Origin of the sequence: Citrobacter gillenii (genome assembly GCF_013337685.1) — a bacterium.
Lineage (GTDB): Bacteria > Pseudomonadota > Gammaproteobacteria > Enterobacterales > Enterobacteriaceae > Citrobacter > Citrobacter gillenii.
The window spans coordinates 359,952-381,440 of sequence record NZ_SUQN01000007.1 but is presented as its reverse complement, the minus strand read 5'-3'; the positions used below and the strand labels follow the sequence as shown (position 1 = coordinate 381,440).

Below are 21,489 nucleotides of genomic sequence, written 5' to 3'. Positions count from 1 at the left end.
TTTATAATAAGGTCGATAGTAATGTATCAAAATAAATCGGTAAAAAGGGCGATACTCTTCGATATGGATGGTGTTCTGATAGATTCTAATGTCGTTATTGAGCGTGCATGGTGTGAAGCGGCTGACATGTACGGTCGACACATTAGCGAAGAAGAGATTACTCAACATATTCATGGGCAGCCGGGGGCGCATACCATTCGTGCGCTATTTCATGATCTTCCACTGGTTGATCAACAAAAAGTCCAGCAGCATATAATCCATGTTGAAAATACCGCCAGCTACAATGTTATTACTGGTGTGATGGAACTGATTTCTTCATTGAAGGCGGCCGGGATAACGATGGGAATCGTCACCAGTGGTTGTCGTGAGAAAATTGATCGGGTGATAACATTGCTTAATGCCCAGTCTTGCATCTCGGTGATTGTCGAACGTTACGATGTCGCCAGGGGAAAACCTTACCCCGATCCGTACCTGTTGGCGGCCGAGCATCTGGGTATCCCGGCGAATCAAACTGTGGTTTTTGAGGACTCTCAAAGCGGGGTAACGTCTGCCGTTGCGGCCGGAGCGTATTGTGTCGGGATCGGCGGTGATAATTTACTGTCTCATGGGGCGATGAGCGTTATCCCTGACTTTCGGGATGTCCGCGTTGTGTATGAAGACGATAGCACCCAGGTGCTTTTGTTTCCATCCGGACATTCTGTACGCATGGGACGGTGACTGCTTTTCTGGGGCAGGCGTTATTACTGCGGCCAAAGTTGTTCAAATGATGTCACCAGGCGTGGTTCTCCCAGCGTTTCAATCATATCCGGCGGCAAGTGCTGTCGGGTATCTTGCTGCCCAATAACCAGTGCGTTTTCAGTATCAGCCCAGTACAGAGCCGTATGCGTGGCCTGTAGAATATCGACCAGACTCTGCCAGAAAGCATCAGCTTCCGGAATATGCACAAAATCAAGGTCACTGGCTAACGGAACTGCATCATCGGTCGCCCATACAGAGAGGTAATATTCTGGTTGTTGAGGATATTTAAGATTGTATGAAACGAGTATTTTTCCGGCGGTTTCACTATGAGATATTTTTTTCTCTGTAAGCGCGTCACCAAATGCCTCTTCTACGATGGAAAGTGGGAAAAATCCCTCCTCGCCTTTATCAAATGCCTGCAGCCAGTAATCCATACTCATGATGATACCTCTGTTGGAAATAATAACCCGAATTAATCCAGCGCTAATTCGGGGTTGCTGGTTTACTTACCAATACAGAAGCTGGAGAAAATCCGTCCCAGCAGATCGTCGGAGGTAAACTCCCCAGTGATCTCACTGAGATTCTGCTGCGCGAGGCGTAGCTCTTCTGCCAGCAATTCTCCGGCCCTGGCGCCCAACAGCTGAGCTTTGCCCTGCTCGAGATGCTCTGCCGCTTCTGCCAGTGCCTGCAGGTGACGACGGCGCGCCAGGAAACCCCCTTCCATATTGGTTTCGAAACCCATGCTCTGCTTGAGGTGGTTGCGTAGCACGTCCACGCCTTCACCTGTACGCGCGGAGAGGCGAACCAGTGAGTGGCCATTTACTTCGCTAAGGCCCAGCGTTTCTCCAGTGATATCCGCTTTGTTGCGTACTACGGTGATGGGTAACTTCGTCGGCAAACGTGCGATAAAATCAGGCCAGATATCGGCCGGGTCGACGGCATCGGTGGTGGTGCCATCCACCATAAACAGCACGCGGTCGGCCTGTTCGATTTCCTGCCAGGCGCGTTCGATACCAATGCGTTCGACTTCGTCACTGGCGTCACGCAGACCGGCGGTGTCGATGATATGCAGCGGCATACCGTCGATATGAATATGTTCGCGCAGCACGTCGCGGGTGGTGCCAGCAATGTCGGTGACAATCGCCGCCTCACGGCCCGCTAAGGCGTTCAGCAGGCTTGATTTCCCGGCGTTAGGACGTCCGGCGATCACCACCTTCATCCCTTCACGCAGCAGGCTACCCTGACGCGCTTCGGCCCGTACGGCATCGAGATCGGCGATGACGTTATTAAGCAGGCCTTCAATTTTACCGTCAGAGAGGAAGTCGATTTCCTCATCCGGAAAATCAATCGCCGCTTCCACGTAGATGCGCAGGTGAGTGAGTGCTTCCACAAGGTGATTTACGCGGGCGGAGAACGCACCCTGCAAGGAGTTCAGCGCGGAACGTGCGGCTTGTTCTGAACTGGCATCGATCAGGTCGGCAATGGCTTCTGCCTGGGCTAAATCGAGTTTATCGTTCAGGAACGCGCGCTCCGAGAACTCACCGGGTCTGGCAATACGCAGGCCGGGAATAGTCAGAATACGTTTTAACAGCAGGTCGAGAATGACCGGGCCGCCGTGGCCCTGCAATTCTAAAACGTCTTCACCGGTAAAGGAGTTTGGACCGGGGAACCACAGGGCAATCCCCTGATCCAGCGTGCTACCATCGGCATCTTTAAACGGCAGGTAGTCGGCATAACGTGGTTTTGGCAGTTTGCCCAGTACGGATTCTGCAACCTCGCGGGCTTTCAGGCCGGAGATGCGCAGAATACCCACACCACCACGTCCCGGTGGGGTGGCCTGAGCGACGATGGTGTCGTTATGGCTCATGATATGTCTCTTAAATACCAATAATAAAAAAGGCGGTCAATCGACCGCCCTTTAATTTATGTTCCGTTTGCCGGATGGCGGCTTCGCCTTATCCGGCCTACAACCGAATCAGGAATTCTTTTTCTCGCGGCTATGCAGGCCACGCTTCTCCAGACCACGGTAAATCAGCTGCTGCTGAATAATAGTTACCAGGTTGCTGACGATATAGTACAGCACCAGACCTGACGGGAACCACAGGAAGAACACGGTGAAGATGACCGGCATAAAGGTCATGATCTTCTGCTGCATCGGGTCGGTCACGGTGGTCGGCGACATCTTCTGAATGAAGAACATCGTTACGCCCATCAGGATCGGCAGGATGTAGTACGGGTCCTGTGCAGACAGGTCATGGATCCACAGTGCGAACGGCGCATGGCGCAGTTCAATGGAGCCCATCAGCATGTAGTACAGTGCCAGGAAGATTGGCATCTGGATGATCAGCGGGAAGCAGCCGCCCAGAGGGTTAACCTTCTCAGCTTTGTACAGGGCCATCATTTCCTGGCTCTGACGCTGTTTGTCATCGCCCAGACGCTCACGCATTGCCTGAATCTTCGGCTGCAGCATACGCATCTTCGCCATGGAGGTGTACTGCGCTTTAGTCAGCGGGTACATGATGCCACGAACGATAAAGGTGATAACGATGATAGAGAAGCCCCAGTTACCCAGGAAGCTATGGATCCACTTCAGCAGTTTGAACAGCGGCTGAGAGATGAACCACAACCAACCGTAGTCGACGGTCAGATCCAGGTGCGGTGCAACGGCCGCCATTTTATCCTGAATTTCCGGGCCAACCCACAGGGTGCTGGTCATCGCGCTTGTCTGGCCCGGTTGAACCAGTACCGGCTGAGATTTATAGCCGATAGCGGCAATGCCGTTACCCAGATTTGCGGTATAGAAGTTATTGGTGCCGTCGTTACGCGGAACCCATGCCGTGGCGAAATACTGCTGCAGCATTGCGACCCAGCCGTCTTTAGCGTTGACGTTCAGGTTTTCGTTTTCAGCAATGGTGTCGAACTTGTATTTCTCATACTTCTCATCAGGCGTGGAGTAAGCCGCGCCACGGAAGGTATGCAGCGCAAAGTTGCTGCTACCAGTGTCGAGATGAGAGGGCAGATTGATGGATTGCTTCAGCTGACCAAAGGTGGAGATTTCCAGCGGCTTCTCGCTGGCGTTCTGCACGCTGTAGTTAACGCTTACCGCATACTCACCGCGCTTGAGAACAAACGTTTTGGTAAACGTGTTGCCAGCGGCGTCTGTATAGGTCATCGGGATCTGCAGTTCATTTTGACCGTCAGCCAGTACAAAAGCGTCTTTGTCGACGTTGTACAGCGGACGCGGGCCGTTAGCCGGGTTATCCGGGCCGTCACGACCTGTCAGGCCACTCTGTGCCTGATAGATGAACTGTGGCGTGGTATCCAGTAACTGGAACGGTTCGGTAGAACCGAGTTCTTTCGGGTAAGCTGGCAGTGAAGCCTGTTCCACATCACCACCACGGGTGTTGATGGTCAGATCAAGCACGTCAGTCTTAACCGTAATCAGTTTCCCCTGGCCACTGGCCGGTACGCCCTGGTCGGCGGCGCTACCCGCTGCGGTGGTCGTTGTCTGCGTGGTCTGTTGAGCCTGAGGTTGCGGATTTTTATCCTGCTCCCAGGCTTGCCAGATCATGAAAGACACGAACAGCAAAGCGATGACTAAAAGATTGCGTTGCGAATCCATCGTTAGTGTTCTCTGGTATCAAATGGTCCGGGTGGGACGGGATCGTCACCACCAGGGTGTAAAGGGTGGCATTTTAATACGCGTTTCACCGTCAACCAACTGCCTTTTATCACTCCAAACCTGCGCAATGCCTCAATTCCGTAGCTCGAACAGGTTGGAGTGAAACGGCAATGCGGCCCAAGCAGCGGACTGATCAGGCGTTGATAGACCCGAATGAGGGCTATCAGGACCCGCGAGCCAGGCGACAATGGCGACGCCATAATTTTTCCAACGCTTCCGAGAGAGCACGGTTATCGAGGTCGGCAACCCCTTTTTTAGCCACCACTACGAAATCCATTGCTGGAAGTTCGTGCTGACGTAAACGGAAGCTTTCACGCGTCAGGCGTTTAATCCTGTTGCGTTCATGCGCACGTTTAACATTTTTCTTGGCGACCGTTAGACCGATGCGGGGATGCCCCAGCGAATTTTGGCGGCCGAGAATGGTGATTTGCGGCGTGCCAGCCCGTTGTGGCTGCTGGAAGACGAATGTGAAATGAGTGGGAGTTAACAAACGTAACTCCCTGGGAAATGCGAGCTTAACCACTCAGGGGCTAGCTTTTATTACTTAGAAACGGTCAGACGAGAACGGCCTTTAGCACGACGACGTGCCAAAACCTGACGACCATTTTTATTAGCCATACGAGCACGGAAGCCGTGAGAACGGTTGCGCTTCAGTACAGACGGTTGAAAAGTGCGTTTCATGGCGATTTCTACCTAAACTTGAATAAATTCACTGACTTTTGCGTATACCCGAACGAACTTCGAACGACTTACGCCACAGTGTGGGTGATTAAAGAGGCCGGATTGTAATAATTGTACACTCCGGAGTCAATTCTCTTTCCTTAATTCCCGCTTTTTTCCGCATGGTTTCGCGTAAAAAACAGGCAGCGTTGACGCCGTGAGGCGACCTTTACTCGCTGGGGGTAAGAATTATACGGGCTGGTGGATAAAGCGCAAGGATCGCACGGGATCTTTATTAGATCGTTTTCGCAGTAAAGCATCTTTACTCATTAATTTTTTCAATATGCGCGCGAAAACCTGCAGCACTTCTCCAGGATCGTTTACACTTAGCCGATTCTGGATCATCCTGTGGATAAATCGGGAAGAATCTGTGAGAAACAGAAGATCTCTCGCTCAGTTTAGGCTATGATCCGCGGTCCTGATCGTTTCAATGGATCCTGATCAGGCATATAACCGCAGACAGCGGTTCGCACGTCACCCTCACGCAGGGTCTTTTCGACGTGCGCCAACAATCATGAATGTTTCAGCCTTTGTCATTTATCGACTTTTGTTCGAGTGGAGTCCGCCGTGTCACTTTCGCTTTGGCAGCAGTGTCTTGCCCGATTGCAGGATGAGTTACCAGCCACAGAATTCAGTATGTGGATACGCCCGTTGCAGGCGGAACTGAGCGATAACACGCTGGCTTTGTATGCGCCAAACCGTTTTGTGCTCGATTGGGTAAGGGATAAATACCTTAATAATATTAATGGATTGCTGAATAACTTCTGCGGAGCAGATGCCCCACAGCTACGCTTTGAAGTCGGTACCAAACCCGTCACGCAAACGCTGAAGACGCCGGTTAATCACGTTGTCGCACCTGCGTATGTAGCGCAACAAGTTCAGCCGCAACGAGCCGCACCTGCAGCACGTTCGGGTTGGGATAACGTCCCGGCCCCGGCAGAACCAACCTATCGCTCTAACGTCAACGTCAAACACACGTTTGATAACTTCGTTGAAGGTAAATCTAACCAACTGGCGCGCGCGGCGGCTCGTCAGGTGGCGGACAATCCTGGCGGCGCCTACAATCCTCTATTCCTTTATGGCGGTACCGGTCTGGGTAAAACCCACCTGTTGCATGCTGTGGGTAACGGGATTATGGCGCGCAAGCCGAATGCAAAAGTGGTGTATATGCACTCCGAGCGTTTTGTACAGGACATGGTTAAAGCCCTACAAAACAATGCGATCGAAGAGTTTAAACGCTACTACCGTTCGGTTGATGCGTTGCTGATTGACGATATTCAATTCTTTGCTAATAAAGAACGATCCCAGGAAGAGTTTTTCCACACCTTCAATGCCCTGCTGGAAGGTAATCAGCAGATCATCCTGACGTCGGATCGCTATCCGAAGGAGATCAATGGCGTTGAAGATCGTCTGAAATCCCGCTTTGGCTGGGGACTGACCGTCGCGATCGAACCACCTGAACTGGAAACGCGCGTTGCGATCCTGATGAAAAAAGCTGACGAAAACGATATTCGTCTGCCAGGCGAGGTGGCGTTCTTTATTGCCAAGCGTTTACGCTCTAACGTGCGTGAACTGGAAGGCGCACTGAACCGCGTGATTGCTAACGCCAACTTTACTGGCCGGGCGATTACTATCGATTTTGTGCGTGAGGCGCTGCGCGACCTGCTGGCATTACAGGAAAAACTGGTCACCATCGACAATATTCAAAAGACGGTGGCTGAGTATTACAAAATCAAAATTGCGGATCTGCTTTCTAAGCGTCGATCTCGTTCGGTAGCGCGTCCGCGTCAGATGGCGATGGCGCTGGCAAAAGAGCTTACCAACCACAGTTTGCCGGAAATTGGCGACGCCTTTGGTGGGCGTGACCATACTACCGTGCTTCATGCCTGTCGCAAGATTGAACAGTTGCGTGAAGAAAGCCATGATATTAAAGAAGATTTCTCCAATTTAATCAGAACATTATCTTCGTGACGCTATGAAATTTACCGTTGAACGTGAACATTTATTAAAACCGCTTCAGCAGGTCAGCGGCCCGCTGGGTGGTCGTCCTACGCTGCCGATCCTCGGAAACCTGTTACTACAGGTTGCGGATGGAACGCTTTCTCTGACCGGTACCGATCTCGAGATGGAGATGGTGGCACGCGTTGCGCTGATCCAGCCGCATGAACCCGGTGCGACCACCGTCCCGGCGCGTAAATTCTTCGACATTTGTCGTGGTTTGCCGGAAGGTGCGGAAATTGCTGTCCAGTTGGAAGGTGACCGCATGCTGGTGCGTTCTGGCCGCAGCCGTTTCTCGCTGTCCACACTGCCTGCCGCCGACTTCCCGAATCTGGATGACTGGCAGAGTGAAGTTGAATTCACGCTGCCGCAGGCGACGATGAAGCGTCTGATTGAAGCCACGCAGTTTTCGATGGCTCATCAGGATGTGCGCTATTACTTAAACGGCATGCTGTTTGAAACCGAAGGTGAAGAACTGCGTACCGTGGCGACCGACGGTCACCGCCTGGCGGTGTGCTCTATGCCGGTGGGTCAATCGCTGCCCAGTCATTCGGTGATCGTGCCGCGTAAAGGCGTGATTGAACTGATGCGTATGCTCGACGGCGGCGACAACCCGCTGCGCGTGCAGATTGGCAGCAACAACATCCGTGCGCATGTTGGCGATTTCATCTTTACCTCCAAGCTGGTAGATGGACGTTTCCCGGATTACCGTCGCGTACTGCCGAAGAATCCAGACAAACATCTGGAGGCGGGCTGCGATATCCTTAAGCAGGCGTTTGCCCGTGCGGCCATACTCTCCAATGAGAAATTCCGCGGTGTGCGTCTGTACGTCAGCGAAAACCAGCTCAAAATTACGGCCAACAACCCAGAGCAGGAAGAAGCGGAAGAGATCCTCGATGTCACCTATCCTGGGACTGAAATGGAAATCGGCTTCAATGTTAGCTATGTGCTGGACGTATTGAACGCGCTGAAGTGCGAAAACGTCCGTATTATGCTGACCGATTCCGTATCGAGCGTACAGATTGAAGATGCAGCGTCACAATCCGCAGCCTACGTTGTTATGCCAATGAGACTGTAGTGGAAAATATCGGGCTATCTAACTTGCCATTTTCAACCTGGGCTGTGCTCGCCCCTGTCACGTACTTCGTGTACGCTCCAGGGTCTGCGCGCAGTCCGCGTTGAAACTGGCTGCGCCGATAACGCCCTGGCCCAAAGAACGCTGATATGTCACTGACGCGCTTGCTCATCAAAGACTTCCGCAATATTGAAAATGCGGATCTCACTTTATCTCCCGGCTTTAACTTCCTGGTCGGCGCTAACGGCAGCGGTAAAACCAGCGTGCTGGAAGCTATTTATACGCTCGGTCACGGTCGGGCGTTTCGCAGTGTGCAGATTGGCCGCGTCATTCGCCACGAGCAGGAGTCGTTTGTACTCCACGGGCGTTTGCAGGGCGTCGAGCGTGAAACCTCGATTGGCCTGACCAAAGACAAGCTGGGTGACAGCAAAGTGCGCATTGACGGAACTGACGGTCATAAGGTTGCCGAACTGGCGCACCTGATGCCGATGCAGCTGATAACGCCTGAGGGGTTTACTTTACTCAACGGCGGCCCCAAATACAGAAGAGCATTCCTTGACTGGGGATGCTTTCACAATGAAGCCGGATTCTTTACCGCCTGGAGCAACCTTAAGCGATTGCTAAAGCAGCGCAATGCGGCGCTGCGCCAAGTGAGTCGTTATGAGCAACTGCGCCCGTGGGATCGAGAGTTGATCCCGCTGGCGGAACAAATCAGCACCTGGCGCGCGGAGTACAGCGCCGGTATCGCGCAGGATATGGCGGATACCTGCCAGCAGTTTCTTCCCGAGTTTTCACTCTCTTTCTCTTTCCAGCGTGGCTGGGAGAAAGAGACCGACTACGCTGAGGTGCTGGAACGCAGTTTTGAACGCGATCGCATGTTGACCTACACCGCGCACGGCCCGCACAAAGCGGATTTCCGCATACGTGCCGACGGTGCACCGGTGGAAGATACGTTGTCGCGTGGGCAGTTAAAACTGCTGATGTGCGCCTTACGTCTGGCGCAAGGGGAGTTCCTGACTCGCGAAAGCGGACGGCGCTGCCTGTACCTGATAGATGATTTTGCCTCTGAACTGGATGATGCGCGTCGCGGACTGCTAGCCAGCCGCTTAAAAGCCACGCAATCTCAAGTCTTTGTCAGCGCAATTAGCGCTGAACACGTTATGGACATGTCGGACAAAAATTCGAAGATGTTCACCGTGGAAAAGGGTAAAATAACGGATTAACCCAAGATAAAATGAGCGAGAAACGTTGATGTCGAATTCTTATGACTCCTCCAGTATCAAAGTCCTGAAAGGACTGGATGCGGTGCGTAAGCGCCCGGGTATGTATATCGGCGACACGGATGACGGCACCGGTCTACACCACATGGTATTCGAGGTGGTAGATAACGCTATCGACGAAGCGCTCGCGGGTCACTGTAAAGATATCGTGGTGACAATCCACGCTGACAACTCCGTGTCCGTTACCGATGATGGTCGTGGTATCCCAACCGGTATCCACCCGGAAGAGGGCGTTTCGGCGGCCGAAGTGATCATGACCGTCCTGCACGCAGGCGGTAAATTCGATGATAACTCCTATAAAGTCTCCGGCGGTCTGCACGGCGTAGGTGTTTCCGTGGTTAACGCCCTGTCGCAGAAACTGGAGCTGGTGATTCGCCGCGAAGGTAAAGTGCATCAGCAAACTTACGTGCACGGCGTACCGCAGGCACCACTGGCCGTGACTGGCGAGACTGAAGCGACCGGTACCCAGGTGCGTTTCTGGCCAAGCCATGAAACCTTTACCAATGTCGTTGAGTTTGAATATGAAATTCTGGCGAAACGCCTGCGCGAGCTGTCATTCCTGAACTCCGGCGTATCCATCCGCCTGCGCGACAAGCGCGACGGCAAAGAAGATCATTTCCACTACGAAGGTGGCATCAAGGCGTTTGTTGAATACCTCAACAAAAACAAAACGCCGATCCACCCGAATATCTTCTACTTCTCCACCGAAAAAGACGGTATTGGCGTCGAAGTTGCGCTGCAGTGGAACGATGGTTTCCAGGAAAACATCTACTGCTTCACCAACAACATTCCGCAGCGTGATGGCGGTACTCACCTTGCAGGCTTCCGTGCGGCGATGACCCGTACCCTGAACGCCTACATGGACAAAGAAGGCTACAGCAAAAAAGCGAAAGTCAGCGCCACCGGTGACGATGCCCGTGAAGGCCTGATTGCTGTCGTTTCCGTGAAAGTACCGGATCCGAAATTCTCCTCCCAGACCAAAGACAAGCTGGTTTCCTCCGAGGTGAAAACCGCAGTAGAACAGCAGATGAACGAACTGCTGAGCGAATACCTGCTGGAAAACCCGTCTGACGCGAAAATCGTCGTCGGTAAAATTATTGATGCGGCACGTGCCCGTGAAGCAGCACGTCGTGCACGTGAAATGACCCGTCGTAAGGGTGCGCTGGACTTAGCTGGCCTGCCGGGCAAACTGGCGGACTGTCAGGAACGCGACCCGGCCCACTCTGAACTGTACCTGGTGGAAGGGGACTCAGCGGGCGGCTCTGCGAAGCAGGGACGTAACCGTAAGAACCAGGCGATTCTGCCGCTGAAGGGTAAAATCCTTAACGTTGAGAAGGCGCGCTTCGACAAGATGCTCTCTTCTCAGGAAGTGGCAACGCTGATTACCGCGCTCGGCTGCGGTATCGGTCGCGACGAATACAACCCGGATAAACTGCGTTATCACAGCATCATCATCATGACCGATGCGGACGTCGACGGCTCGCACATTCGTACATTGCTGTTGACCTTCTTCTATCGTCAGATGCCGGAAATTGTTGAACGCGGCCACGTCTACATTGCACAGCCACCGCTGTACAAAGTGAAGAAAGGCAAGCAGGAACAGTACATCAAAGACGATGAAGCGATGGATCAGTACCAGATCTCTATTGCTCTTGATGGCGCCACGCTGCACACCAATGCCCACGCTCCGGCGCTGGCGGGTGAAGCGCTGGAAAAACTGGTATCTGAATACAATGCCACGCAGAAAATGATTGGTCGTATGGAGCGCCGCTTCCCGCGCTCGTTGCTGAAAGAACTGGTTTATCAACCGACGCTGGCCGAAGCCGATTTGGCTGATGAAGAGAAAGTCACGGCCTGGGTTTCCCAGCTGGTGAACGTGCTGAATGAAAACGAAATGCACGGTAGCACCTGGAATAGCTTTGTACGTAAAGACGCCGAGCTGAACCTGTTTGAACCGGTTATCCGCGTGCGTACCCACGGGGTCGATACCGACTATCCTCTGGAGCATGAGTTTGTGACCGGAGGTGAATACCGTCGTCTCTGCACGCTGGGTGAGAAACTGCGTGGCCTGATCGAAGACGATGCGTTTATTGAACGTGGTGAGCGTCGTCAGCCGGTTACCAGCTTCGAGCAGGCGCTGGACTGGCTGGTGAAAGAGTCCCGCCGTGGTCTGTCTATTCAGCGTTATAAAGGTCTGGGCGAAATGAACCCGGATCAGCTGTGGGAAACCACCATGGATCCGGAAAGCCGTCGTATGCTGCGTGTGACGGTGAAAGACGCGATTGCTGCCGACCAGTTGTTCACTACGCTGATGGGCGACGCCGTTGAACCGCGTCGTGCGTTTATCGAAGAGAACGCCCTGAAAGCGGCAAATATCGATATCTAATGTGTAACTCAGGCCTGCTCCTGTAGGCCTGATAAGCGCAACGCCATCAGGCAGTTCGTCAGTTTTTGCCGGATGGCGGCTTAGGCCTTATCCGGCCTACCATCGATTGTCAAAAGGGGGATCCCGGTTCCCCTTCCTATCCCCCTTTTCGTAGCTGTTTTTTGAGCGGAATCGCGTTAGCATGAGGACGGACTCATTTAATCCGGGGAACTCATGGCTATCAAACTTATTGCTATCGACATGGATGGCACACTTCTGCTGCCCGATCACACCATTTCACCTGCGGTCAAAAATGCAATTGCTGCGGCGCGCGCGCGCGGGATAAACGTGGTGCTGACCACTGGCCGTCCGTATGCCGGCGTCCACAGCTACTTGAAAGAACTTCATATGGAACAACCTGGCGACTACTGCATTACCTACAACGGGGCGCTGGTGCAGAAAGCAGGGGATGGCAGCACCGTTGCCCAAACGGCGTTGAGCTATGACGATTATCGTTACCTGGAACAACTCTCCCGGGAAGTCGGTTCACACTTCCACGCCCTCGATCGCAACACGCTGTATACCGCTAACCGAGATATCAGCTACTACACGGTGCATGAATCGTTTATCGCGACCATTCCGCTGGTGTTCTGTGAAGCCGAGAAGATGGACCCGGCGACTCAGTTCCTGAAAGTGATGATGATTGATGAACCAGAAATCCTCGATAAAGCCATCTCACGCATTCCGGCAGAGGTGAAAGAGAAATATACAGTGCTGAAAAGTGCGCCGTACTTCCTCGAAATCCTGGATAAACGCGTCAATAAAGGCACCGGTGTGAAATCGCTGGCCGATGCGCTGGGCATTAAAGCCGAAGAGGTTATGGCGATTGGCGATCAGGAAAACGACATCGCGATGATCGAATATGCCGGTATGGGCGTAGCCATGGATAACGCAATTCCCTCGGTAAAAGAAATCTCCAACTTCGTCACCAAATCTAATCTTGAAGACGGCGTTGCGTATGCCATTGAGAAATTTGCGCTGAATTAAGTCCGCTATGGGCAAATGCCTTGCCGCATTTGCCCAACGTCTTTTTCATCCGTTGTCGTTTTTGATTCAGGGTATTCGGCCTGCGGAATATGCGCCACGCCGCTGCGCATTATCCATTTACGGGAAAATGCGGACGTTAGCGCCCGGCTCTTGAGGATTTTTCCATACAGCTTGATACGCAGCTTGCGGGTTGCTTTGCGATAGGCTTTATTTTTGTCTACCACGTCCTGCAACAGTACGGATTTAAGGATTTCCGCGCTGTCCAGCGCATAGCTAATACCTTCCAGTGAACTGGCGCTAATAAATCCGGCGGCTTCGCCAATCAGAAAGGCGTTCTCCTCGCCGCAGACGAAATCCTTCCAGCGTGACGGGAACAGGACTGTACATTTTTCGCTTTTCACCGGTTTGCCAAACTGGAAATGGAACGCTTCCATCCTGGTTTTCAGCATGTCAAAACGTGCCTGACCGTCCTTCATTGGGTAAGCCCCCCCGAAGATAAAAAAGCCGTCTTTGCTGATACTCCAGGAATAACAGTCCGTAGCATCGTTATCAAAAATACACGAGTAGAACGGGACAGGGTGTTGTTCCGTAAACCACTGTTGGATAGCAACATATTTACGGATCTGGTGTTGTGGATAGAGATGACGGCGCACCAGCGAATTCGCCCCGTCGGCACCGATCAGATAGCGAGCCGTAATCTGCTGTTCCCAGCCGTCTGCACGGAATATCACATGCCATTTATCGCCCTCGCGCCAGACTTTACGACACAGACTGTCATGATAAACCTGCACATCGTCAGGGATGAGTGATTTCATCCATAAATCAAAAGCATGGCGATCGATATTGATATAACTACGCTGGTAGTTTCGGGTCAGAGAGGCGGCCACATCGACCGTTTTAACGCTGAATATCTGCGGATTGGCAATAACATCAACGGGGAGCGTGATCCCGTCGCGGATAAATGAACGTTGGGCGTCAGGAGCCAGTAGGCCTCCGCAGGGTTTGGTGAACCCTTCAGTCCCGCACTGGCGCTTTTTATCCAGAGCAATCACGCGCATTTTTCCGCTCAACTGCCGCGCCAGCGCCGCACCTGCCGGGCCTAAACCGATAATCGCCACGTCAAAATGTTCCATCTTTCTGCCCATAGTAAGTGAGATGAGCATACGCTAAAGCCTGAAAGTGAAGTCCTTGTGAAGTATGATTGCTGAAATTGTCTCGTATCAGGGCATCCCATGAAGCAAGTCACCTTTACGCCGCGTCATCACCAACTGACCAATATCAATACCTGGACCCCGGACAGCCAGTGGCTGGTTTTTGATGTGCGACCCTCCGGCGCATCGTTTACCGGCGAGACCATTGAACGCGTCAATATTCCCACTGGCGAGGTGGAAGTGATTTATCGCGCGACGCAGCAGGCACACGTCGGCGTGGTGACCGTTCATCCGAAGTCTGAAAAATACGTGTTCATTCACGGGCCTGAAAATCCTGATGAAACATGGCATTACGACTTTCATCACCGTCGCGGAGTCATTGCCGGGCAGGGTGATGTGACGAATCTGGACGCGATGGATATTACTGTCCCGTATACCCCTGGCGCACTGCGCGGCGGCAGCCATGTACATGTTTTTAGCCCGAACGGCGAGTTTGTCAGCTTCACCTATAACGACCATGTGTTGCGTGAGCGTTCCCCGGCGCTGGATTTACGTAACGTTGGCGTGGCCTCGCCGTACGGTCCGGTGACGGTTTCCGTTCAGCATCCGCGCGAGTACAGCGGAAGTCACTGGTGCGTACTGGTAAGCCAGACTACGCCTGCGCCACAGCCGGGTAGCGATCAGATTAACCGTGCCTATGAAGAGGGCTGGGTGGGGAACCATGCGCTGGCGTTTATCGGTGATACGTTGTCAGTCAATGGTGAGAAAGTACCTGAACTGTTTATTGTCGATTTACCGCAGGATGAAAGTGGCTGGAAGCAACCGGGCGATGCACCGCTTGAAGGCAGCGAATCAACAATGCCAGCCCCGCCGGCTGGCGTGGTTCAGCGCCGCCTGACGTTTACTCACGACCGCGCTTTCCCAGGGCTGGTGAATCAGCCGCGTCACTGGGTGCGCAGTCATCCCCTGGCATCAGAGATTGCGTTTTTGATGCGTGATGATCATGGCGTGGTGCAGCTCTGGTTGATTTCACCTCAGGGCGGTGCACCGCGCCAGTTAACTCACTGTTCGAGTGATATTCAGTCCGCCTTTAACTGGCATCCGTCGGGGCAATGGTTGGGATTCGTGCTGGAAAATAGAATTGCCTGCTGTGATGCACAGACGGGAGAGATTGATTTTTTAACGAAAAATCACGAAGCGCCGCCGTCTGCTGATGCGATCGTTTTCTCGCCTGATGGGCAGCAGGTTGCGTGGATGGAGAGCGTCGAGGGTTTCCGCCAGCTATGGGTGACAGAAACCGGGCGTTAACTTAAGGGGCTGGCATTGTTGCCGGGGGGATCACGTCGTTAATGGCTTGCGTGCTCTCCTCGCTTCTTTCAACGCGCGATCTTACCGAGCTATCGGTACGGAAGAAATCCCACGGGAGCAGTAGCGTATCCAGCACGGCGGTAAATGGCATATCAAGAATCGCCAGTGACTTGGTTCCCCAGTTGGTATCGCTCTCGCTAATCATCGTGGCGCTGGCACGCGTGCCAGGATACGTTCCCTCTTTGCCACCGGTGTGCGACATGACGCTGGAGCACCCGCTCACAACAACCATTCCGCTGCACATCATCAGTGTTAACAACATTTTTCTAATCATCATTTTTTCATCTGTTAAACATCGGTGTTTGCATGGTGAGTTATAGCGATCCGTTGCGAAAAATAACATCACCATTCTGTCGCACTGTGGTGGCTATCGCACTCTAACGATAACAACTGTTCCCCCAGTGTATGCAATAGACAACAAACTGCAAAAAAAGTCGGATGAATACGCTTGAAAAGTTTGTATCAAGACCCATTTTTAGGATGTAGGCAAATGAAGGGCACGTCTGATGGGTGTTCTGGCTACCTGACCTGTCCATGATGGAAGGTCTAACATTCTCGCTGATTTCAGGAGCTATTGATTATGCGTAACTTTGACTTATCCCCGTTATACCGTTCTGCAATTGGTTTTGATCGTCTGTTTAACCTGCTGGAAAGCAATCAGAGCCAGAGTAATGGCGGCTACCCTCCGTATAACGTCGAGCTGGTAGACGAAAACCATTACCGTATTGCGATTGCCGTTGCGGGCTTTGCTGAAAGCGAGCTGGAAATTACCGCCCAGGACAATTTGCTGGTGGTGAAAGGCGCTCATGCAGACGAGCAAAAAGAACGTACTTACCTGTATCAGGGTATTGCCGAGCGCAACTTTGAACGCAAGTTCCAGTTGGCGGAGAACATTCATGTTCGTGGCGCAAACCTGGTGAATGGTCTGCTGTATATCGAACTTGAGCGCGTGATTCCGGAAGCGAACAAACCGCGCCGTATCGAAATCAACTAATTCAGTGGGCCGCGTCAGGCGGCCCTGCTAAGCAATCAGCTTGCCGTCAGGGAGCTGAAAGGTATTTACTCGCTTCTTAGAAGGAGAAATGAATATGCGTAACTACGATTTATCCCCGCTGCTGCGTCAATGGATCGGTTTTGACAAACTGGCCAATGCACTGCAAAACACCGGCGAAAGCCAGAGCTTCCCACCCTATAACATCGAAAAGAGCGACGATAACCACTATCGCATTACGCTTGCGTTAGCCGGTTTCCGTCAGGAAGATCTGGATATTCAGCTGGAAGGTACGCGTCTGACCGTGAAAGGTACGCCTGAGCAGCCGGAAAAAGAGACCAAGTGGCTGCATCAGGGGCTGGTGACACAATCCTTCAGCCTGAGCTTTACCCTGGCTGAAAATATGGAAGTCTCCGGCGCGAGCTTCACCAATGGTTTGCTGCACATCGATTTAATTCGCAACGAACCTGAAACGGTCCCACCGCAGCGGATCACCATCAGCGAACGTCCCGCATTAAATAGCTAATTAGCTCCTTGCCTTTGCCCCGCCAGAAATGACGGGGCTTTTTTGTGCTTTACCACCCATACATTGCGACTGTACTCTGCCAGAATCCATCTACTTAATGATGTTATTCACAGGGAACAGAAGAATGAGTGATATAGCATTGACGGTCAGCGTTCTGGCATTGGTGGCGGTTGTCGGGTTATGGATCGGCAACATTAAAGTCCGGGGTGTGGGTTTTGGCATCGGAGGCGTGCTGTTTGGCGGTATTATCGTCGGACATTTTGTCGATCAGGCAGGGATGACCCTGAGCGGCGATATGCTGCATTTTATTCAGGAGTTCGGCCTGATACTCTTCGTGTACACCATCGGTATCCAGGTGGGGCCGGGTTTCTTTGCTTCGCTGCGCGTTTCGGGCCTGCGCCTGAATTTGTTCGCCGTGCTGATTGTCATTATGGGGGGGCTGGTTACCGCTCTCCTGCATAAAATTTTTGCTATACCTCTTCCCGTGGTGTTGGGCATATTCTCCGGTGCCGTCACTAATACTCCGGCGCTGGGTGCTGGACAGCAAATCCTGCGCGATCTGGGTACGCCCATGGATGTCGTGGACCAGATGGGGATGAGCTACGCCATGGCTTATCCTTTTGGTATTTGCGGTATCTTGCTCACGATGTGGTTAATGCGCCTTATCTTCCGCGTTAACGTCGAGGCAGAAGCACAGCAGCACGAATCAACGCGGACCAACGGTCAGGCGCTGATTCAGACCATGAACATCCGCGTTGAAAACCCGAACCTGAATAATATGGCGATTCAGGACGTCCCCATTCTGAACAGCGATAAAATTATCTGCTCGCGTCTGAAGCGGGATGAGACACTGATGGTGCCGTCGCCGGGAACCATTATCCAGATGGGCGACCTGCTCCACCTGGTCGGGCAGCCCGATGACCTGCACAACGCGCTGGTAGTGATCGGTCAGGAAGTTGATACCTCGCTGTCGACGCGAGGCACGGATTTGCGCGTCGAGCGTGTGGTGGTGACCAACGAACAGGTGCTGGGTAAACGGATCCGCGATCTGCATTTCAAAGAACGCTATGACGTTGTTATCTCGCGCCTGAACCGCGCAGGTGTTGAGCTGGTCGCCAGCAGCGACGCCAGCCTGCAGTTTGGTGATATCCTCAATTTGGTGGGGCGGCCCTCGTCCATCGATGCCGTCGCTAATGTTGTCGGCAACGCGCAGCAAAAACTGCAGCAGGTACAGATGCTGCCAGTGTTTATCGGTATCGGACTTGGGGTTTTACTGGGTTCTATTCCGCTGTTTATTCCTGGCTTCCCGGTGGCGTTAAAGCTGGGCCTGGCTGGTGGGCCGCTGATTATGGCGCTGATACTTGGGCGTATTGGCAGCATCGGCAAGCTGTACTGGTTTATGCCGCCGAGCGCTAACCTGGCGTTGCGCGAACTGGGGATTGTGCTCTTTCTCGCGGTGGTTGGCCTGAAATCGGGTGGTGATTTTGTCGATACATTAACCCAGGGCGATGGCTTAAGCTGGGTGGGTTACGGTATTTTCATTACCGCCGTTCCGCTGATCACCGTTGGTTTGCTGGCGCGGCTGCTCACCAAAATGAACTACCTCACGCTGTGCGGAATGCTGGCCGGTTCGATGACTGACCCACCGGCATTGGCTTTTGCCAACAACCTGCACGCTACCAGCGGTGCGGCGGCGCTTTCCTATGCCACGGTCTACCCACTGGTGATGTTCCTGCGCATTATCACCCCCCAACTGCTGGCGGTGATCTTCTGGGGGATGGGTTAACACTGACTTATCCGGCCTGCCTGGTCTGTAGGCCGGATAAGACGCAATTCGCCATCCGGCACCATAAGGTGCGTCTCTCTTTTCTTTTGTCTCATCACATTACGTCCTCGTTCGTTTGAGAATCAGGTTCATACTCCTTAACTGTTCCGGTATAACGACCAGACAACAACATTGAAGGAGCCATAATGAAAATTTCCCGCCTTGGAGAGGCGCCGGATTACCGCTTCTCGCTGGCAAATGAGCGTACGTTTTTGGCGTGGATCCGCACTGCGCTGGGGTTTCTGGCCGCTGGTGTGGGTCTTGATCAACTGGCACCGGATTTCGCCACGCCGGTCATTCGCGAACTGCTGGCGCTGCTGCTGTGCCTGTTTGCCGGCGGTCTGGCGATTTATGGCTACCTGCGCTGGTTGCGGAATGAAAAGGCCATGCGCCTGAAAGAGGACCTGCCATACACGCATAGCCTGTTGATAATCAGTCTGATTTTGATGATTGTTGCGGTCATTGTGATGGGCCTGGTGCTGTATGCCGGATAGCCGTAAATCGCGACGTATCGCCGATCCGGGGCTGCAACCTGAACGTACCTCGCTGGCCTGGTTTCGCACCCTGCTGGGTTACGGCGCGTTAATAGCGCTGGCGCTGAAACATAACTGGCATCAGGCCGGCTTTCTGTTTTGGGTGTCAATTGGGGTACTGGCAATTGTGGCGATAATTCTTTGGCGCTATACCCGGAGCCGTAACCTGATGGACGTCACGCATAGTGATTTTTCTGAATCTCGCGCGGTGCGTGACAAATTTATGATCTCCCTCGCGGTGTTATCTCTCGCAATACTGTTTGCTGTAACACACGTTCGCCAACTTATCGTATATCTCGGGAATTTTGTATGACGGAGTGTGAGCACATGGATGTTAGTGAGGGAATGATTAAGGTGGTGGTAGATCGGCTGAAATGCAATCAACCTATTGATTTATATCGCAATATACAAAAATCAGGCGTTCGTTCGGTGCAGTTTGTTCCCTTAGTTGAACGCGATGAAAAAGGGTGTCTGACCGTGGGTTCCGTTACAGCGGAAGACTGGGGACATTTTTTAAATACGGTATTTGATATCTGGGTTCGTGAGGATATAACACGAATATCTATTCCGCTTTTTGATGAAACGTTGAATCGGTGGTGTGGTCGAACGGGACAAACTAATCGACAGACGATTTCACAGATGAGCGCGCGCTGTCAGTCATGTTCCCTGTTGCAATTCTATCGTGGCGATTGCCCTGCATTTTGTGATGATAGCGGCAAGGGTGGACTGTGTGCAGGCTATCAAGCTTTCTTTGACCACACGGCTCCGCATATGCGCGTTATGCGCGACCTGCTGAAGCAGCATCGCTCACCGATGGAACTGATGGCGATGCTACGTTAAGGTCAACGGCGTTTAGCGCCCTTTCGCCAGGTACTGTGCCATTTCGGCTTCCGGCACCATGCCGCCGCCGGTGGCCCACACCAGGTGCGTGGCGTTATTAAGTTGCTCAGCACTGAAACCGTGCATTTGTTGATAGTCAGTTGACGCGCAAACGCGCTGCGGACCGGCCATCCCCGCCAGTGCCGACGGCTCAAGGCGAATCCCTTCCTCCTGCGCCAGCCAGCCCAACATGTCGTACATGGTCTGGTCATCAAGGGTGTACAAGCCGTCGAGTAGACGCTCCATCGCACGCCCCACAAAACCAGAAGCCCGACCCACCGCCAGGCCATCGGCTGCGGTCAGATTATCAATGCCAATCTCCTGTACAGAGATGTCATCGTGCAGCCCGGTGTAAACCCCGAGCAGCATGCACGGTGAATGGGTCGGCTCTGCAAAGAAGCAGTGTACGTTATCGCCGAACGCCAACTTCAGGCCAAATGCCACGCCGCCAGGGCCGCCGCCGACGCCGCATGGCAGATAAACAAACAACGGATGGTCGGCATCTACCACGCGGCCCTGCTGCGTGAACTGCGCCTTCAAACGCTGCCCGGCAACCGCATAGCCTAAGAACAGCGTGCGGGAATTTTCGTCGTCGATAAAGAAGCAGTTTGGATCAGACTCCGCCGCCTTGCGGCCTTGTTCAACCGCCACGCCGTAATCTTCTTCATACTCCACTACCGTCACGCCGTGGCTGCGCAGTTTGGCTTTTTTCCAGGCGCGGGCGTCAGCAGACATATGCACTGTCACCTTAAAGCCAATGCAGGCGCTCATGATACCGATCGACATCCCGAGGTTACCGGTCGAGCCTACCGCGATGCTGTACTGGCTGAAGAACTGCTTGAACTCAGGTGAAAGCAGCACGCTGTAATCATCATCGGTGGTCAGCAGACCGGCTTCCAGCGCCAGTTTTTCGGCGTGAGTCAGTACTTCATAAATACCGCCACGGGCTTTAATCGAGCCGGAAATCGGCAGGTGGCTGTCCTTCTTCAACAGAATTTCGCCACTGATATTCTGGCCAAACTCTTTTTCCAGCCGTTTCTTCATGGCGGGAATGGCGGCCAGCTCAGATTCGATAATACCGCCGGTGGCCGCGGTTTCCGGGAAAGCTTTTGCCAGGTACGGCGCAAAGCGCGCCAGACGGGCGTGAGCATCCTGAACGTCGTCTTCCGTCAGGCCAACATAGGGTAAACCTTCCGCAAGAGAGGTGGTGCCCGGGTTAAACCAGGTCGTTTCTTTCAGTGCGACCAGATCCTCCACTAACGGATACTGGGCGATGAGTTTTTGCATGTTTTCCATAGGACGTCTCTTTGC

Annotated in this window: 23 protein-coding genes and 1 other annotated feature; of the genes, 13 read left to right on the top strand and 10 right to left on the bottom strand. The window is 53.0% G+C overall.

The features are described 5' to 3' along the window. Positions 1 to 21: 21 nt before the first annotated feature. Positions 22 to 717: an HAD family hydrolase gene (locus FCH32_RS18570; protein ID WP_174361324.1), complete on the top strand. Its 696-nt coding sequence runs from the start codon at positions 22 to 24 to the stop codon at positions 715 to 717. Between the two features lie 23 nt (positions 718 to 740). Here FCH32_RS18570 and FCH32_RS18565 read toward each other — a convergent pair whose 3' ends face one another. The 7 genes from FCH32_RS18565 to FCH32_RS23505 form a co-directional block, all read right to left on the bottom strand. After that, positions 741 to 1,178, bottom strand: coding sequence for a hypothetical protein (locus FCH32_RS18565; protein WP_174361323.1), 438 nt, complete (start codon positions 1,176 to 1,178; stop codon positions 741 to 743). Between the two features lie 62 nt (positions 1,179 to 1,240). Further along, positions 1,241 to 2,605: a tRNA uridine-5-carboxymethylaminomethyl(34) synthesis GTPase MnmE gene (gene mnmE, locus FCH32_RS18560; protein WP_096758993.1), complete on the bottom strand. Its 1,365-nt coding sequence runs from the start codon at positions 2,603 to 2,605 to the stop codon at positions 1,241 to 1,243. A gap of 108 nt (positions 2,606 to 2,713) precedes the next feature. Next, positions 2,714 to 4,360 carry a membrane protein insertase YidC gene (gene yidC / locus FCH32_RS18555; protein WP_115259883.1) on the bottom strand — a complete coding sequence of 549 codons (1,647 nt, stop codon included), beginning with the start codon at positions 4,358 to 4,360 and terminating at the stop codon, positions 2,714 to 2,716. A 2-nt stretch (positions 4,361 to 4,362) separates the two neighbouring features. Next, the gene (yidD, locus tag FCH32_RS18550) at positions 4,363 to 4,620 is read right to left on the bottom strand and encodes a membrane protein insertion efficiency factor YidD (protein ID WP_003023846.1); all 258 of its coding nucleotides are present in this window, start codon (positions 4,618 to 4,620) and stop codon (positions 4,363 to 4,365) included. Further along, positions 4,584 to 4,943 (bottom strand): ribonuclease P protein component, encoded by a 360-nt coding sequence (gene rnpA, locus FCH32_RS18545; protein WP_096758995.1) that lies wholly within the window; start codon positions 4,941 to 4,943, stop codon positions 4,584 to 4,586. The genes yidD and rnpA overlap by 37 nt, the downstream gene beginning before the upstream one ends. A 17-nt stretch (positions 4,944 to 4,960) precedes the next feature. Further along, positions 4,961 to 5,101, bottom strand: coding sequence for a 50S ribosomal protein L34 (gene rpmH, locus FCH32_RS18540; protein ID WP_003023858.1), 141 nt, complete (start codon positions 5,099 to 5,101; stop codon positions 4,961 to 4,963). Between the two features lie 228 nt (positions 5,102 to 5,329). Continuing rightward, entirely contained in the window at positions 5,330 to 5,410 is an 81-nt protein-coding gene (locus tag FCH32_RS23505) for a hypothetical protein (protein WP_420838405.1), read from the bottom strand. A gap of 297 nt (positions 5,411 to 5,707) precedes the next feature. On the opposite strand from FCH32_RS23505, the gene dnaA reads away from it, so the two are divergent. From dnaA to yidA, 5 genes are all read left to right on the top strand, one after another. After that, complete coding sequence (gene dnaA, locus FCH32_RS18535) at positions 5,708 to 7,111, top strand: chromosomal replication initiator protein DnaA (protein ID WP_096758996.1); 1,404 nt, start codon at positions 5,708 to 5,710, stop codon at positions 7,109 to 7,111. Between the two features lie 4 nt (positions 7,112 to 7,115). Next, positions 7,116 to 8,216, top strand: coding sequence for a DNA polymerase III subunit beta (gene dnaN / locus FCH32_RS18530; protein ID WP_096758997.1), 1,101 nt, complete (start codon positions 7,116 to 7,118; stop codon positions 8,214 to 8,216). 146 nt (positions 8,217 to 8,362) lie between these two features. Then, the gene (gene recF, locus FCH32_RS18525; protein ID WP_174361322.1) at positions 8,363 to 9,436 is read left to right on the top strand and encodes a DNA replication/repair protein RecF; all 1,074 of its coding nucleotides are present in this window, start codon (positions 8,363 to 8,365) and stop codon (positions 9,434 to 9,436) included. Between the two features lie 28 nt (positions 9,437 to 9,464). Continuing rightward, complete coding sequence (gene gyrB / locus FCH32_RS18520; RefSeq protein ID WP_115257112.1) at positions 9,465 to 11,879, top strand: DNA topoisomerase (ATP-hydrolyzing) subunit B; 2,415 nt, start codon at positions 9,465 to 9,467, stop codon at positions 11,877 to 11,879. Positions 11,880 to 12,092: 213 nt separating this feature from the next. Beyond that, complete coding sequence (yidA, locus tag FCH32_RS18515; protein ID WP_174361321.1) at positions 12,093 to 12,905, top strand: sugar-phosphatase; 813 nt, start codon at positions 12,093 to 12,095, stop codon at positions 12,903 to 12,905. 5 nt (positions 12,906 to 12,910) lie between these two features. On the opposite strand, the gene cbrA is transcribed toward yidA, so the two are convergent. Further along, entirely contained in the window at positions 12,911 to 14,038 is a 1,128-nt protein-coding gene (gene cbrA, locus FCH32_RS18510) for a colicin M resistance lipid reductase CbrA (RefSeq protein ID WP_115257114.1), read from the bottom strand. A 99-nt stretch (positions 14,039 to 14,137) separates the two neighbouring features. Between cbrA and FCH32_RS18505 the strand changes: the two genes are divergently transcribed. Then, entirely contained in the window at positions 14,138 to 15,364 is a 1,227-nt protein-coding gene (locus tag FCH32_RS18505; RefSeq protein WP_174361320.1) for a YidR family protein, read from the top strand. A 1-nt stretch (position 15,365) separates the two neighbouring features. Here the strand turns inward: FCH32_RS18505 and FCH32_RS18500 are convergent, their stop codons facing one another. After that, a complete protein-coding gene (locus tag FCH32_RS18500) occupies positions 15,366 to 15,698 on the bottom strand; it encodes a YceK/YidQ family lipoprotein (RefSeq protein ID WP_096759493.1) in 333 nt (110 codons plus the stop codon). 240 nt (positions 15,699 to 15,938) lie between these two features. Then, positions 15,939 to 16,011, top strand: a sequence feature (ROSE (Repression Of Heat Shock gene Expression) occurs in the 5'-region of heat shock genes and acts as an RNA thermometer to modulate expression.). Here FCH32_RS18500 and ibpA point away from each other — a divergent pair. The 6 genes from ibpA (at position 16,005) to FCH32_RS18470 (ending at position 20,139) form a co-directional block, all read left to right on the top strand. Next, positions 16,005 to 16,418: a small heat shock chaperone IbpA gene (gene ibpA / locus FCH32_RS18495; RefSeq protein WP_045448945.1), complete on the top strand. Its 414-nt coding sequence runs from the start codon at positions 16,005 to 16,007 to the stop codon at positions 16,416 to 16,418. It overlaps the preceding feature by 7 nt. Before the next feature lie 94 nt (positions 16,419 to 16,512). After that, entirely contained in the window at positions 16,513 to 16,941 is a 429-nt protein-coding gene (gene ibpB / locus FCH32_RS18490; RefSeq protein WP_096759003.1) for a small heat shock chaperone IbpB, read from the top strand. 124 nt (positions 16,942 to 17,065) lie between these two features. Continuing rightward, positions 17,066 to 18,727: a putative transporter gene (locus FCH32_RS18485; RefSeq protein WP_135911180.1), complete on the top strand. Its 1,662-nt coding sequence runs from the start codon at positions 17,066 to 17,068 to the stop codon at positions 18,725 to 18,727. A gap of 185 nt (positions 18,728 to 18,912) precedes the next feature. After that, the gene (locus tag FCH32_RS18480) at positions 18,913 to 19,260 is read left to right on the top strand and encodes a YidH family protein (RefSeq protein ID WP_096759005.1); all 348 of its coding nucleotides are present in this window, start codon (positions 18,913 to 18,915) and stop codon (positions 19,258 to 19,260) included. After that, entirely contained in the window at positions 19,250 to 19,612 is a 363-nt protein-coding gene (locus FCH32_RS18475) for a DUF202 domain-containing protein (RefSeq protein ID WP_115257118.1), read from the top strand. Before FCH32_RS18480 ends, FCH32_RS18475 begins: the two co-directional genes overlap by 11 nt. Continuing rightward, a complete protein-coding gene (locus FCH32_RS18470) occupies positions 19,609 to 20,139 on the top strand; it encodes a radical SAM protein (RefSeq protein WP_174361319.1) in 531 nt (176 codons plus the stop codon). The genes FCH32_RS18475 and FCH32_RS18470 overlap by 4 nt, the downstream gene beginning before the upstream one ends. A 12-nt stretch (positions 20,140 to 20,151) precedes the next feature. Here the strand turns inward: FCH32_RS18470 and dsdA are convergent, their stop codons facing one another. Next, positions 20,152 to 21,474 carry a D-serine ammonia-lyase gene (dsdA, locus tag FCH32_RS18465; RefSeq protein ID WP_135911183.1) on the bottom strand — a complete coding sequence of 441 codons (1,323 nt, stop codon included), beginning with the start codon at positions 21,472 to 21,474 and terminating at the stop codon, positions 20,152 to 20,154. Positions 21,475 to 21,489 lie beyond the last annotated feature (15 nt).

Bases quoted from the DNA above. Each gene is read 5' to 3' on its own strand.
- FCH32_RS18570 (WP_174361324.1), top strand. From the start codon at position 22: ATGTATCAAAATAAATCGGTAAAAAGGGCGATACTCTTCGATATGGAT.
- FCH32_RS18565 (WP_174361323.1), bottom strand. From the start codon at position 1,178: ATGAGTATGGATTACTGGCTGCAGGCATTTGATAAAGGCGAGGAGGGA.
- mnmE (WP_096758993.1), bottom strand. From the start codon at position 2,605: ATGAGCCATAACGACACCATCGTCGCTCAGGCCACCCCACCGGGACGT.
- yidC (WP_115259883.1), bottom strand. From the start codon at position 4,360: ATGGATTCGCAACGCAATCTTTTAGTCATCGCTTTGCTGTTCGTGTCT.
- yidD (WP_003023846.1), bottom strand. From the start codon at position 4,620: ATGGCGTCGCCATTGTCGCCTGGCTCGCGGGTCCTGATAGCCCTCATT.
- rpmH (WP_003023858.1), bottom strand. From the start codon at position 5,101: ATGAAACGCACTTTTCAACCGTCTGTACTGAAGCGCAACCGTTCTCAC.
- FCH32_RS23505 (WP_420838405.1), bottom strand. From the start codon at position 5,410: ATGAGTAAAGATGCTTTACTGCGAAAACGATCTAATAAAGATCCCGTG.
- dnaN (WP_096758997.1), top strand. From the start codon at position 7,116: ATGAAATTTACCGTTGAACGTGAACATTTATTAAAACCGCTTCAGCAG.
- recF (WP_174361322.1), top strand. From the start codon at position 8,363: ATGTCACTGACGCGCTTGCTCATCAAAGACTTCCGCAATATTGAAAAT.
- gyrB (WP_115257112.1), top strand. From the start codon at position 9,465: ATGTCGAATTCTTATGACTCCTCCAGTATCAAAGTCCTGAAAGGACTG.
- yidA (WP_174361321.1), top strand. From the start codon at position 12,093: ATGGCTATCAAACTTATTGCTATCGACATGGATGGCACACTTCTGCTG.
- cbrA (WP_115257114.1), bottom strand. From the start codon at position 14,038: ATGGAACATTTTGACGTGGCGATTATCGGTTTAGGCCCGGCAGGTGCG.
- FCH32_RS18505 (WP_174361320.1), top strand. From the start codon at position 14,138: ATGAAGCAAGTCACCTTTACGCCGCGTCATCACCAACTGACCAATATC.
- FCH32_RS18500 (WP_096759493.1), bottom strand. From the start codon at position 15,698: ATGATTAGAAAAATGTTGTTAACACTGATGATGTGCAGCGGAATGGTT.
- ibpA (WP_045448945.1), top strand. From the start codon at position 16,005: ATGCGTAACTTTGACTTATCCCCGTTATACCGTTCTGCAATTGGTTTT.
- ibpB (WP_096759003.1), top strand. From the start codon at position 16,513: ATGCGTAACTACGATTTATCCCCGCTGCTGCGTCAATGGATCGGTTTT.
- FCH32_RS18485 (WP_135911180.1), top strand. From the start codon at position 17,066: ATGAGTGATATAGCATTGACGGTCAGCGTTCTGGCATTGGTGGCGGTT.
- FCH32_RS18480 (WP_096759005.1), top strand. From the start codon at position 18,913: ATGAAAATTTCCCGCCTTGGAGAGGCGCCGGATTACCGCTTCTCGCTG.
- FCH32_RS18475 (WP_115257118.1), top strand. From the start codon at position 19,250: ATGCCGGATAGCCGTAAATCGCGACGTATCGCCGATCCGGGGCTGCAA.
- FCH32_RS18470 (WP_174361319.1), top strand. From the start codon at position 19,609: ATGACGGAGTGTGAGCACATGGATGTTAGTGAGGGAATGATTAAGGTG.
- dsdA (WP_135911183.1), bottom strand. From the start codon at position 21,474: ATGGAAAACATGCAAAAACTCATCGCCCAGTATCCGTTAGTGGAGGAT.